The organism is Nocardia sp. NPDC055053 (genome assembly GCF_053608285.1).
In genome coordinates this window covers 50,762-63,623 of the sequence record NZ_JBSGVD010000012.1, presented here as the reverse complement: position 1 = coordinate 63,623, position 12,862 = coordinate 50,762, and the positions used below count along the sequence as shown (strand labels likewise).

The window sequence follows — 12,862 nt, the reverse complement described above, 5'->3', positions numbered from 1 at the left end:
CCCGTAGACGGACGAAAACCGTTCGGTGGTACCTGGGTTCACCCCGTGACCGTGCCTGTACGCTCAGGGCTCCAGCCCTCCTGGGGGAGGCTGGACACGAACGCCAGCAACCCAGCGGGATTGGTCCACGCTGGGCGGCAGGCAAAGCAGAACCCCCGGTGTTAGTGGCACCGGGGGCTCTGTCTCATCTGTGTTCAGTTCAGTTGTGGTGATGCCTAGTAGGCGACTCGCATCCCGAGCGCCTCCAGTAGATCCGCCGAAACCTCATCCGGATCGGTGCCGGTGTAGGTCTGTCCGGCGTAGTCCGCTACCCAACCGGATCCCTGACGCCGCAGGACGGCAACGCTCTCCAGAATCCGCGGGGAGGTCCGGAGTCCCACACCACGGTTCAGTTCCTGGTTCTCGATACGAGTCAGGGTGCCGTAGCTCGTGCCTGCGTCCACTCGGTAGGTACGACGGGCAACGCCTTCGGTGGCGAACATGGTGGTGATCATGAGAATCATGGCCTTTCGTGTTGTGAGAGTTGGGGTTCAGTTGGCGACGTAGCCGAGTGCAGGTGCCAGCGCATCCCACTCGGGGCCGGACGGCAGGAACATGTACGCGGGTGCGTTCGGGCCGTAGGTGGCATCACCCATCCACACGCGCCAGCACGCCATGTCCTCGGTGCAAGCGGTCATATCTGCGGGTGCGGCGTAAGCGGTGCCGGTGCCGAACACCAGTGCAGCGAGAACAGCAAACAGAATCCGGATCATGGTGGGTTCCTTTCGTGAACCTGGGGAATGTGCCGATCGAATGTCGGCGAATCGCCGGGGTGAATTCCTCCGGCCGAAAAGAGATTCGCACACCGATTCAGATTGCGTCAAATTATCCAATGAATTCCCAGGTAATTGGGAATTGAGGGAGGGGTACTTGCTCGGGTTTAGGTACCCCCTGCCTCCCCCCTCGGGTGGGGGTATTCGGTTGGGGTGCAGGGGTGGGGACCCCCGGGGTGTGTGACTACCGGGAACTGCGTGGACCTGGTGTGGTCGGTCCACCTCGGCGCACTGCGCTCGGGGTGTGGCCTGAGTGTGGGGTATCGGGGGTCTACCTGGGGTTTGTCCTGGTGTGAGCGCCGGTGCTGGCACCGGGCACTAGGTGCCTGGCACTGGGTTTCTGCTGGTCAGTGCGGGTTCTGCGGCTTGCCGGACACTCGGGTGTCACGGTCGACCACGGTCGGTACCCGCTCGGATATGGCTCTGACCTGGGGTTTTCCTCGGAGGTGGAGCCCGGCACCCCCCACGGGGTATCCCCTGCCCCTCCACCCTCGGGATCGGTGGTAAATGCGTTTCCGGGGTTCGATGCGATTCGCATTGATCAGTTTGGCACTCACTCGCGTATATGCGATGCGTTCGCATCTGCTGTTTTTTGGTTCGCGTGACCTGCGCGAACATCTCCCCAGCTGGGGAAACGAACCGGGGTTTCGACCCAGAAAGATAGGAAAACAATGCATATTCCGCGTATTCCACGCGGTCTAAACACTGCTGGAAAGAATCTATGGAAGAACACGCTAACGGAATTCGACATGGACAACGAGCCGCATAAGCTGACCGTCCTAGAGCAGGCTTGCCGGGTAGCCGACGAGATCGCCCGGTTGGATGCGGCCAAGGATGGCGAACCGTTGACTGTCCTGGGGTCTGCTCGCCAGCTGACTATCCATCCGTTGATTGCGGAGCTGCGTGTGCAGCGGGCTCTACTCGCTCAACTGCTGGGCAAGCTGGGGCTACCCCTGAATGACGATGAGCAGGCCAAGAAGTCGGAACGCCGAACCGCGTCGGCTAAGCACGCCGCGAACGTCAAGTGGAACAAGGAGCAAGGATGACCACACGTCGAAGCGGCCCCACCAGTGACCTTGAAAGACTGGCTGAACGTGTCCCTGAGCGACTGTTGGCCCTACACCCATATGTGAGCATGGGTCCACCCGGCTTGAGGCTGTACGTAGCCGATGTGGCCGAGTGGATTAGCGAGCAGGCTGGACGGGAACACTCGGTGCCCGCTGACCGGGCTACGGCTGTTGAACTGATGGACCTAATCGGGTGCCCGTTGCCGGAGTGGTTCCGCCGAGTGGCATCGGGACGGGTGTAACAGGTTGGCCGGCATATGGATACGCCCAGTTCAAACACGGTGCCAGCATCGGCACACCTCAGGGCTTGTCACAGATACCCTGTGTCATGGTCGATCTGAGCAAGAGTGCAGACGTGAACGCCGAGCGTCGAGACCGGGCACGCACTCTGGCGACGGTGCACGCGTTTTCGCATTCACATGGGCGTGATGTCGCGGAACGCTTGTATGCCAACGACTTAGACGCTTTGCCGGGGGCACTGGTACCCCGGCCGGTGCTGGAGCCGTCGTTTCACCCTTGGTGTGGCACTGGCCGCGCAGAGTGGGCAGTCACCCACGGTCGCGCCGACCTCGATTGATACCGGACCCGCGAGCAGCCGTGCTAGTGTCCGAAATACAAGTCAGGCCCCGGAGGTGCTACCAACACCGCCGAGGCCCTGGGCGAGGAACTGGGTCTAGCAGTCCGACGCCGTAGGCCGTGAGCCTACCGCATTCGGCTATTCAGCCATCTTCCCCCGCTTGACGCTGTGCGCCCGAGCATTACGAACGGGTGATACGCCTCACCCGCGTAGTCGTCGCCCGTCAGAGGGGCTACAGCAACCTGTCCGATGACACAGAGCCGCACGTAAAGGCGGACTCGGAGTGCTGCCCCGTGGTTGGGGCACGGTCGTACGTAGGCAACCCCGGTCCGGGGCTCTGCGGCGTGCACCGGGCTCTGTGCAGTAACCCAGTCCCGGCCTGCCGAGTAATCCCCGGCAGGCGTTCACACCAACCGACGCGGAACGTAGCTGTCCGACCGAGGCGTTATGTGATCCCGTATCCATCGCGGTACGGGGTACGCCCTGCCCTAGCTCCACTTCGCGACACTCCCAAGGTGTTCAATGTGGGCAGTGGCGGAAACCGTGTGCCGTTGTCCACCCATTCCCCCGCCGCGGCGTCGAAGCGGCGTGAATTGCTCGCCATCCGGAATGTCACCACCTGCTCGCCGTTGGTGAGATCACGCCGTACCGGATGAGTGACCACCGTACCGATCACCGTCGCCTGTGCCTCGTACATCGAACCAGCCCCCGCTCGGTCGTTGCTGCTCTGACCATCCAAGGATGGCTCGTCGCAGCGCGGATCGGGAGGCCGTGCCGGTAGCTGGGGACAACTTCGACGGTTGTGGATATCGACCGTGTCAGAGCACGGGGAGCTCGGTGTTCGCCCCGCACAGGACGACGATCGGCCGCACACCCCGCTCCGGGCGGTACGCACCGCTCTGCACCGCGGCCAGGGCGGCGGCGCCTTCGAGTTCGACGACGACGCGGAATTCGCGCCACAGGTATTCGCGGGCCGCGGTGATCGCGTCGTCGGCGACCGACAGCACGGGCATCCGGTGCCTGCGGGCGATCCCGAAGGCGATGTCGCCGACCCGCGTCGCGCACAAGAGTTCGGAGCCCCCCGGCTGCGCGTCGACCTCGACCGGCGCACCGGCCGCCAGCGCGGCCGACAGCGCCGGGGTGTGCTCGGCTTCGACGCCGACGATGTGCCTGCGCCTGCCCAGTGCGGCGCCGAGGCCGGCGATCAGGCTGCCGCCACCGATCGCGGCCAGCACCGGCGGCCTGCCCCGTACCTGTTCTTCCAGCTCGAGGCCGATGACGCCCGCACCGGCGACCACAGCGGGCATGTCGTAGGCGTGCAGATGTTCGGCGCCGCGTTCGGCCGCGAGGGCGACGGCCTTGCGCTGGGCCTCCGCATAGCTCGTGCCGTGCCAGAGCACCTCGGCGCCGTGCGCCCACATCGCCGCGACCTTGGTGTGCGGCGCCGATTCCGGCACCACCACCGTGCACGCCTTGCCCAGCTGCGACGCGGCCAGCGCGACCGCGATCCCGGCATTGCCGCCGGAGGCGACGACGACATGGTCGGCGCTCGCGTCTGCGGCGAGCAGCGCGTTGAGCGCGCCGCGCACCTTGAACGTGCCGCCGTGCTGCAGAAACTCCAGCTTCAGCGAGACCGGCACCGGCCCGTCCGGCCCGTCCACACTGGTGTGGAACACCGGCGTCTTGCGCACCCGGCCCGCCAGCCTGCGCCGCGCCGCGCGCACGTCCGTGCGGAGCACCCGCGGCGGTTCGGCGCGGTCGGTCGATTCGCTGATCGGCACACCGCAACTCACCGGCGCACCTCGCGGTCGCGTCGCGCCAGCTCGGCGTACATGGCGTTGTAGGCGGTCAGCTCGGCATCGTTGTCGCGGTCGGCGGCCCGGTCGGTCCGCTTGGCGAGGCGCTGGTCGCTGCGTGACCACTGGATCAGCAGCGCCAGCATCACCACGACCAGCGGCACCTCGCCACTGGCCCAGGCGAAGCTACCGCCGTTGCGCTGATCGGCCAGCAGGTCGATGTTCCAGCCGAGGTCGAGAGTGCGGTAGAACCAGCCGCCGAGCACCGTGGTCATGCTCATCAGCGCGATGCCGAAGAAGGCGTGGAACGGCAGGGTGCCGAACACCATGCCCAGCTTGGTCAGCGGCGCCACCTCGCGCGGCTTGGGATCGATGCCGATCACCACCCAGTAGAACAGGTAGCCGCTGAGCAGGAAGTGCGCGTTCATCATCAGGTGGGCGGCGTGCGAGTCGACCGAGGCGTCGAAGATCCCGCCCAGGTAGAGCGCGTAGAACCCCGCGACGAAGATGATCGAGGCGACGACCGGCTGGGTCAGGAACCGCGAGACCGGGTTGTGCACCGCGGCCAGAATCCACTCGCGCGGACCGGGCACGCCCTCACGTCCGGCGGGCGGCAGCGCCCGGAGCGCGAGTGTCACCGCGCCGCCGAGCGCCAGCAGGATCGGTGCCAGCATCGATAGCGCCATGTGCGCGCCCATGTGCACGCTGAACATCGCGGGCGCGTAGCGGCCGACACCCGAGGACGTGGCCAGCAGCAGCACCAGGCAGCCGCTGCACCAGGCGATGGTCCGCCCGACCGGCCAGGCGTCACCGCGCTTGCGCAGGCGGTAGACCCCGAGCAGGTAGAGCGCGGCCAGCACGATGGCCAGGGTGCCGAAGATCAGGTCGAACCGCCAGTCGAACAGCAGTCTGCTCACGGTCGGCGGCCCGGCGAGGGTGTAGCCGAGTTCCACTTCGACCGGCGTCGGGATCGAGGTGGGCGGCGGTGGCGGGGTGCGTCCGAGGCCGACGGCCAGGCCGATGGTGGCCGCGAAGATCAGCATCTCCACCCCGGCGAACCGGATCAGTGCCCTGCGGTCGCCCGGGTCGGCGGCCAGGGCGGGCAACGCGGCCCGGCGCTGCAGATAGCCGATGACACCCAAGACCAGTAGCGCCGCCGTCTTGGCGAGCACCAGCTTGCCGTAGGTGGTGCTGAACAGGTCCGACGCGGGCAGCCGCACCCAGGCGTTGATCACGCCACTGAGGCCGATGACGACGAAGGAGATGGTCGCGGCGAGCGAGAACCGCCGCGCCGCCACATCGATGCCGGGACCGCCACGCAGCGCGTACGCCAGCACCGCGACCAGGCCGCCGACCCACACCGACGCCGACACCATGTGCAGGATCAACGAATTGGTCGCCACATCGTGGGCGCCACCCGAGGACGAATGCCCGGTCAGCGCCAGCGGCATCATCGTGATCAGCGAGCCGGCCAGCAGCAGCGGCGTCCAGCCCCAGCGCAGCGCCAACCGGCAGCCGATGGCAACGATCAACGCGAACAGTGTCGTCGTCCGCCACGCGCCCGCCACTTCGACCTGCGCGATCACCGGCCACAGCACCTCCGGCCGCCAGATGTCACCGACCGGCTGACCGGTTGTGTCCGACACCGTCAGCGGCACGAGCAGCGCCGCACACGCGGCCCAGACCAGCGCGGCATCCGAGGCCCGGCGCACCGCGCGGTAGCCGCCCGCCTCGAGCAGCCCGCTGTCGCGCGGGGGCAGCAGGAACGCGGCGAACAGCAGCGAGCCGACGGTCACCGCGGCGGCCAGATCGGCCACCGCGCGCAGCGCGGGCAAACCATATGTTGTCAACGGCCCCGGATCGGGTATACCCAGCAGACTCAAGGCTTGCGCCGCAGACAACCCGACCACGACGGCCGCGACGAAGGCTGCCATCGCACCCGCGACGACACTCAGCACCCGGAAGGACATCGCGTTCCCTGTCGGCGCAGCCCGACCCGCAGCCACCGGTGGCGCGCCGCCCTCGGCGGGTCCAGCGGAGGGGTCCTGCGATAACGACATGACAACGAGGGTAGTTCGGCATGCCCGGAGCCGCCCCGATGGGGCGCCGCTCCCGACCCCGGATCCCGATTTGGTCGGTCGCTATACTTTTCGCGCTGGACACCGGAGCCGAGTTCGGCCAAGGTGGATGCCACTGCCTCCGTAGCTCAGTTGGATAGAGCAAGGGCCTTCTAATCCCTAGGTCGCAGGTTCGATTCCTGCCGGGGGCGCAACCCTCCACCTGCGTTTACGCAGGTGGAGGGCAAATTCTAGCGTCGCAGGTTCGATCCCTATGGGAACCGTGACTTCGTTCAGCCTTTTCGCCGCAAACGCGCAGGTTGAGCTACTTCCAGCCCACTACCCGCAGCGTGGCTGACTCGCCGAGCAGATCGCCGGTATCCGATCGTTCGAGGAATGGGCGCGCCGCAAGGCCGGCATCAACTGATAGTCGCACTCCCGGCCGCCTATTGCAGGAGCCGGGGATGCCCGGACCCCCGTCCTCTACCCCGGAACCTTCTGATCCGGTCCCCCTGCACCGACCGTGCATTGACCGAGGCGGGCGAGGCGCAGTTGCGCGCCGTCGACGTGTCTGCGGCGCGCGTTCAGGACGCCGTGCCGCACCCACATGGTCCAGTCTTCGTTCACCGGTTCCTTGACGGTGAAGTTGACGCGCAGGTCGACCTCGGCTGCCGCCGGTCCGTCGATGTGGACGGCCGCGTAGTCGAAGAGCAGATCCACCGGCATGGCCAGAATGATGTTGTCCTGGCGTCGGGTGATCTCTGCCAGGGTTTTCTCGATCGCGGTGATCCGCTCGTTGCCCTTGCTGGATGACTGCCCACGTAGCTGGTGACGCAACCGACCTAGCACATGCACATCTGCTAGCGCTCGATGCCATCCGCCAGGCGAGCACCGAATCTACAACCGTTCAAGAACACGGCGGGTGGTCGTCGGCGCCTTCAGCGATCGCATCACCAGCACCGCATCCAATCACGAACGGCGCCTCCGGAATTCCGGGGCGCCGCTCGGGCAGTTCGCACCGTGTCCGCGGATCAGGCTTCGCGCACCGCCGTGACGATCGCGACGACCGCCGCGGACAACGCCCCGATCACCACCCCGCCGAGGACGACCGCGGCGGCGGCGACCGTGAACTGATCCCAGCCCACCATGAGCGCGGCCACGCCGAGGAGTACGAAGATCGCGTCGATGCCAACGGCGGCCAGGACAGCGTCGTCGCGGCCCAGTAGCCGTGGAGTCAGCGCAACGGTGGCCAAGCCGAGCAGGACGGACACCAGGCCGACCACGACGAAGACAGGGACGGCCATTCCGGTGCCGACATCGGTCCCCAGGATCAGCGTGGCGAACAGGACGAGGCCGTACAGAACGCGGATCGCGCCCACACCGCGCAGCATCCACGAGGACACATCGACGGGGGCACCCCCGGTGGAGGTCTTGGTCGCGTACGCCATGCGCACGGTTGCCACCTGGCTGGTCATATCCCGCTCCTTCGACATTTTCACACCTTCGTGCAATTGCACGTAGCTGTGAAACTACGTCCATTGCACACCCATGTGCAAGAACTCGTGAAGGGACTCACAGCCGCCGAGGGTTCGTGCCGGAGAGCACACCTTGGATCCATTCGGGGACAGCATGTTTCGACGAGCGATCGCCCGACGAGCACACCTGCGATCAGTGCTGCGCGGCCTTCGCGGCGGACCGGGCGATCTCCGCGGCACCCGAGCGGTCGACGCCGACCGCGATCAGGCAAGCCAGGGCAGCGTCGCGCGCGGCTTCGGCGCCGACCCATTCACCATCGCTGTGCGCTTTCAGCAGCTCGAGCACCAGCGCCGTGAGTACTCCGGCCAACGCTGTGGGCGGAAGGTGACCAGCGAAGGTTCCGTCGGCTTGACCAGCCGCTATCAACGTGATCAACCGGGCGCGGACGGGCGCGAGCCGGTCGGCTATCCGGGCCCGCGACCCGGCTTCGTCCAGGCGCAGCAGCAGCTGGAACTCGTCGCCGACAGCCCACAGCGCGACCGCCATATCCGCGGTCGCCCGGGCGGGCGGTTGCGCGGTGTCGATACCGTCGAGTGCGCGACCGACCTGCTCGAAGGCCTCGTCGAGCATGCCGTCGATCAGCGCTTCCCTGGTGGGGAAATGACCGTAGAGGGTGCGGCGGACCATCCCCGCGGCCACAGCGATGTCTTCCATACTCGCCAGGGGATTTCGCAGCAACTCGTCCCCGGCCACAGCGACGATGCGTCGTCGGTTGGCCAGCGCACGCGGCCCGAGGCCGACGGTGGTCGAATGCGTCGTCGCAGTCACGTCCGTCCTTTCACCCACCACCATCCCACACCTGCGCAAAGGTGTGCAAAAGGCCGTCCGCGGCTCACCGGGCTGATGATCGGCGACCACAACGACTCATTTGATGGAGGCGTTCGTCGCCTGTATCCGGATGACACGGAAGCATCCCGTGATCGCGCGCGTTGGAACCGGACCACTTCGCGACTGCCGTGATGCGGCACTGCTGCGATTGGGAGTCTGGTGGTGGCCGCACTGCGTTGGTACGCCGTACGACATCCTCCCGAATCAGCTGCCTGATCTCCTGCGCCATCCCTCAGCTTGCCGGAGGGGCCAGATCCGGCCCGCAAGCTGCGGCCGTTCAGGTTCTGCGCGAGATGACCATGATGTATTCGCAGGGAGCGTCCGTTCGGTTGGCGAAGCCGTGGTCCGCGTCGGCCTGGAAGAACAGGGAGTCGCCTGCATTCAGGATCTCGCTGATCCTGCCGATCGCGACGGTGAGGGTGCCTTCGAGCACCACGAGTTGCTTCTCCGAACCCGGCGGATACGCGGGCAGCAGCCCGGTAGAGACCTGTGCGGGGAGGTAGTGGACAACCATCTCGCCGCCTCCCGCGCCCGGGGCCGCCGACACCATGTGCCGTTCGAATCCAGTTTCCGGATCACGGAAAACGGGGCGATCGTTCTTGCGCAGGACAACGGCCACACCGGACGCGGCGGCAGCTGCTCCACCGATCAGGTCCGAGAGTGACGCGTCGAGCGCGTGGGCGATCCTGGACGCGACGCCGATCGTCGGGCTCTTCTCACCGCGTTCGACCTTGGACAGCATCGCCCGGCTGACCGACGACTGCGTGGACAGCTGTTCCAGCGTCAGGCCCGCGTCCTCGCGGCGTCGCCGTACGTTGCGGCCGAACGCGCCTGCCAGGTCATCACGGTGCTGTGGTTCGGCCACGTTTCCGTCTTGCTCGACCACCGTGCTCCTCGATCGATGGATACCTCGCTGCAGTGTAGACTTTCTCCTAAAGAAGATTTAGTCTTCCATCGGAGAGGCGCGATACGCGCCCACCACGATGGAGGTTCCATGCGTTTGATCTCGAGTGGCCGGCACCATGCCACGTTCGAATTCGGCGGTCTGCAGGTGATCTCGTTGCGAGACGGGTACATCGACATGCCACCGACACGGCTCCGCGACGAGGAGGGGCGCATGCTCCCCGCGCTGCCGACCGCCGTGCCGCTGGCCGGCGGCAACTTGCGGCTGTCGGTCAACGCCTTCTTCGTCACCGACGGCACGCGGTCGGTTCTCATCGACACCGGCGCGTCCGACGTCTGGCACGACCCCACCATGGGATTGATCTACGACGCACTCGACGAAGCGGGAATCGACCGCGCGCAGGTCACCGACGTAGCCATCACCCACAACCATGAAGACCACGTGAGCGGCCTGATCACGCCGGACGGTTCAGAGGCGTTCCCCGAACTCGAGCGCGTGTGGATCGGCGCGGGCGACACCTCGGTGTTCACAGGGCGGCTCGAGCCGATCCGCGACCGGGTAGTACCCGTGTCGGAGAAGGTCGCGATCAATGACTGGGTCACAGCGATCCCGACGCCGGGCCACACACCCGGTCACACCGTCTACGACGTCAGGAGCGGCACCGACCACCTTCTCGTCTGGGGCGACACCGTTCACGTTCCCACGCTCCAATTCGATCAGCCGAACGTGTCCTGGGAGTTCGACGGCAACCAGTTCCAGGCCCGCGCCGCGCGAGCGGCCCTGCTCGAACAGCTGATTCAACCGGACCACTTCGTAGCAGGCGCCCACCTCGACTCACCCGGCATCGCCCGCGTAACCCCCTCCAGCGATGGTTACGCGCTGGAATATCTCGCACCCCCGATCGGCTGATCGAGCCTGTCGGCACCGTGGCCGCGCTCGCAATGGCGGCCGAGGAGGACGAGCTCGTCTGCTCCGCGTAGATCACCTCGTCGACTCGAATCCGGGGAGCACCTGTGGCCCGCGATACGACGCAGGACGACGACCGGACGACCCCGGCATGTGAGTGCCGGGGTCGTTGTCACCGAAGCCGGTCAGGCGTGCACGGTTTCACGCCTTGGTGTGGATGTCGACGTGGTCGGTTCGGGCAGTGATTCCCCCTCGATGTCGACGTGGGGCAGAAGGCGTTCGAGCCAGCGGGGCAGCCACCAGGCGTGGCGGCCGAGCAGGGCCATGACCGCCGGGATGAGGGTCATCCGGACGAACAGCGCGTCGAACAGCACGCCGACACCCATCGCGAATCCGATCGGCCCGATCATCGTGTTGTGGCTGAACAGGAATCCGGCGAAGACCGCGATCATGATCACCGCCGCCGCGGTGATCACCCGAGCGCTGCCTGCATATCCGATGCGCACCGCGGCCAGCGCGGAGTACTTCCCGCTGACGTAGGCCTCCCGCATCCGGGACATCAAGAACACCTGATAGTCCATCGCCAGGCCGAACAGGACGCCGATCAGCAGGATCGGCAGGAACGCCAGGATCGGTGCGGGCTGGTGCACGTTCAGCGCCGAGCCGAGCCAGCCCCACTGATAGACCGCGGTCGTCGCGCCGAGCGCGACCGCCAGCGACAGCAGGAATCCCAGCGCCGCGGTGAGCGGCACGAGTACCGACCGGAACGCCAGCATCAGCAGTGTCAGTGCCAGACCAACCACCACGATCAGAAATGGGACCAGCGCGTCGGAAAGCTTGCGGGCTACGTCGATCCCGATCACGGTTTCGCCGGTCAGGTGCAGTGCCGCCCCCTGCTCGGCGCGCAGTTCGGGTCCGGTGTCACGGATGGCACGCACCAGATCGGCGGTCTGTTCCGAACTGGGTGCGGTCGTGGGGACGACCACGAACTGCGCGGTGTCGCCCGCGCCGTTGACCTCTGACGGCAAGACCATCGCGACGCCGGGCAGAGCGCTGATCCGATGCGCCGCGGCCTGGGTCTGGGCCTGGATCCGGGCGGAGTCGCCTTCGACGACCGCGACGAGTGGACCGTTCAGCCCGGGGGTGTAGGCCTGGGCGATCAGGTCGTAGGACTCGCGCGACACGGTGCCGGTGGGGTCCTGCCCAGCGTTGGGCAGGCCGAGCCGCAGTTCCAGAACCGGCAGCGCGAGCACGGCGAGCGCCGCGATTCCGGCGACCAGAGTGATGATCGGATGGTTGGTGACGGTCTGGCCCCAGCGATTGGGTCGCCTGGCGCCCTCGGTCGCCATCAGCCCTCGCCCATACGGGATGAGCCGTGCACCGGCGAAACCGAGCACCGCGGGCAGCAGGGTGATGGCCAGCGCCACAACGATGCTGACGCAGGCTGCTGCGGCCAAGCCCATGCTGGTGAGGAACGGGATCCCGGCGATCGCCAGCCCGCACAGGGCGATGAGCACCGTCGCGCCGGCGAACACGACAGCGCTGCCCGCGGTCCCGATCGCCCTCGCCGCCGACTCACGCACCGCCATGCCGTCGGCGAGCTGCTGACGGTGGCGCGAGACGATGAACAGCGTGTAGTCGATGCCCACCGCGAGACCGAGCATCAACGACAACGCGAGGGTCGCCGAAGACGCATCGAACAGGGTCGAGACCGCCACCACACCCCCGGTGCCCACACCGACGCCGACCAGCCCGATCAGGATCGGCAACCCCGCGGCCAGCAGCGACCCGAAGGTCACCAGCAGCACGCCCATCGCGATCGCGACACCGACCACCTCGGTAGGACCGACGAACGAGGACTCCGAGTAGTACGGACCGCCGGTGAGCAAGGGCCGCAGGCCCATCGCCTCGAACGTCGTGTGCACCTGGTCGACTGCTGACTTCGCGGCCGGATTGATCGGCCGGGCGAAGGTGATGTCGGTGAACGTGACATCACCGCGGGCGGCGACCGTTGGCGAGGCGGGGGTAACGGTCTGGATGCCCGGCGTGCTGGTCAGCGTGGACAGCTCGGCGTCGATCCGGTCCAGCGGCAGACCCTGGCCGGCCGGTGCCCGCAGCACAAGGCGAGCCGCCGCCTCGCCGGGTGTGGTCGGAGCCCCTTCGCCGAAGCTGTCCACCAGCACCTGCTGGGCGCGATCGGATTCGGTTCCCGGAATTTCGAACTTGTCGGAAACCTTGGCGCCCAGGGTGATTCCGACGGCAGCGACGACAACGGCGATGAGTGACCAGGCCGCGACCACCCACCACCGATTTCGGAAACAGAGATCGCCGAGGCGATACAGAAGACGAGCCATGCCTACCTACCTCCGGGAAGTAACC

General features: G+C 66.8%; 11 protein-coding genes and 1 tRNA gene. 3 read left to right on the top strand and 9 right to left on the bottom strand.

What is annotated here, in order from left to right; translation table 11 throughout:
- Nucleotides 1-215 precede the first annotated feature (215 nt).
- Together ACWF82_RS15140 and ACWF82_RS15135 are read right to left on the bottom strand one after the other, a co-directional pair.
- The gene (locus tag ACWF82_RS15140; RefSeq protein ID WP_452501531.1) at nucleotides 216-482 is read right to left on the bottom strand and encodes a hypothetical protein; all 267 of its coding nucleotides are present in this window, start codon (nucleotides 480-482) and stop codon (nucleotides 216-218) included.
- A 48-nt stretch (nucleotides 483-530) separates the two neighbouring features.
- Nucleotides 531-752: a hypothetical protein gene (locus ACWF82_RS15135; protein WP_452501529.1), complete on the bottom strand. Its 222-nt coding sequence runs from the start codon at nucleotides 750-752 to the stop codon at nucleotides 531-533.
- Nucleotides 753-1,561: 809 nt separating this feature from the next.
- Here ACWF82_RS15135 and ACWF82_RS15130 point away from each other — a divergent pair.
- On the top strand, nucleotides 1,562-1,858 hold the full coding sequence (locus ACWF82_RS15130) for a hypothetical protein (RefSeq protein WP_452501527.1): 297 nt from the start codon (nucleotides 1,562-1,564) through the stop codon (nucleotides 1,856-1,858).
- Between the two features lie 1,416 nt (nucleotides 1,859-3,274).
- Here the strand turns inward: ACWF82_RS15130 and ACWF82_RS15125 are convergent.
- Nucleotides 3,275-4,249 carry a serine/threonine dehydratase gene (locus ACWF82_RS15125; protein WP_452501525.1) on the bottom strand — a complete coding sequence of 325 codons (975 nt, stop codon included), beginning with the start codon at nucleotides 4,247-4,249 and terminating at the stop codon, nucleotides 3,275-3,277.
- Entirely contained in the window at nucleotides 4,246-6,222 is a 1,977-nt protein-coding gene (locus ACWF82_RS15120) for a cytochrome c oxidase assembly protein (protein ID WP_452501736.1), read from the bottom strand. The genes ACWF82_RS15125 and ACWF82_RS15120 overlap by 4 nt, the downstream gene beginning before the upstream one ends.
- A 225-nt stretch (nucleotides 6,223-6,447) precedes the next feature.
- Here ACWF82_RS15120 and ACWF82_RS15115 point away from each other — a divergent pair.
- Nucleotides 6,448-6,521, top strand: a tRNA-Arg gene (locus ACWF82_RS15115).
- A 271-nt stretch (nucleotides 6,522-6,792) separates the two neighbouring features.
- Here the strand turns inward: ACWF82_RS15115 and ACWF82_RS15110 are convergent.
- From ACWF82_RS15110 to ACWF82_RS15095, 4 genes are all read right to left on the bottom strand, one after another.
- Nucleotides 6,793-7,146, bottom strand: a complete 354-nt coding sequence (locus ACWF82_RS15110; RefSeq protein ID WP_452501523.1) for an alkyl sulfatase C-terminal domain-containing protein — start codon at nucleotides 7,144-7,146, stop codon at nucleotides 6,793-6,795.
- Between the two features lie 194 nt (nucleotides 7,147-7,340).
- The gene (locus tag ACWF82_RS15105; RefSeq protein ID WP_452501522.1) at nucleotides 7,341-7,784 is read right to left on the bottom strand and encodes a hypothetical protein; all 444 of its coding nucleotides are present in this window, start codon (nucleotides 7,782-7,784) and stop codon (nucleotides 7,341-7,343) included.
- A 193-nt stretch (nucleotides 7,785-7,977) separates the two neighbouring features.
- Complete coding sequence (locus tag ACWF82_RS15100; protein WP_452501520.1) at nucleotides 7,978-8,613, bottom strand: TetR/AcrR family transcriptional regulator; 636 nt, start codon at nucleotides 8,611-8,613, stop codon at nucleotides 7,978-7,980.
- A gap of 337 nt (nucleotides 8,614-8,950) precedes the next feature.
- On the bottom strand, nucleotides 8,951-9,559 hold the full coding sequence (locus tag ACWF82_RS15095; RefSeq protein ID WP_452501518.1) for a helix-turn-helix domain-containing protein: 609 nt from the start codon (nucleotides 9,557-9,559) through the stop codon (nucleotides 8,951-8,953).
- A gap of 15 nt (nucleotides 9,560-9,574) precedes the next feature.
- Between ACWF82_RS15095 and ACWF82_RS15090 the strand changes: the two genes are divergently transcribed.
- A complete protein-coding gene (locus ACWF82_RS15090; RefSeq protein ID WP_452501516.1) occupies nucleotides 9,575-10,486 on the top strand; it encodes an MBL fold metallo-hydrolase in 912 nt (303 codons plus the stop codon).
- A 182-nt stretch (nucleotides 10,487-10,668) separates the two neighbouring features.
- On the opposite strand, the gene ACWF82_RS15085 is transcribed toward ACWF82_RS15090, so the two are convergent.
- Nucleotides 10,669-12,837: an MMPL family transporter gene (locus ACWF82_RS15085; protein WP_452501514.1), complete on the bottom strand. Its 2,169-nt coding sequence runs from the start codon at nucleotides 12,835-12,837 to the stop codon at nucleotides 10,669-10,671.
- Nucleotides 12,838-12,862 lie beyond the last annotated feature (25 nt).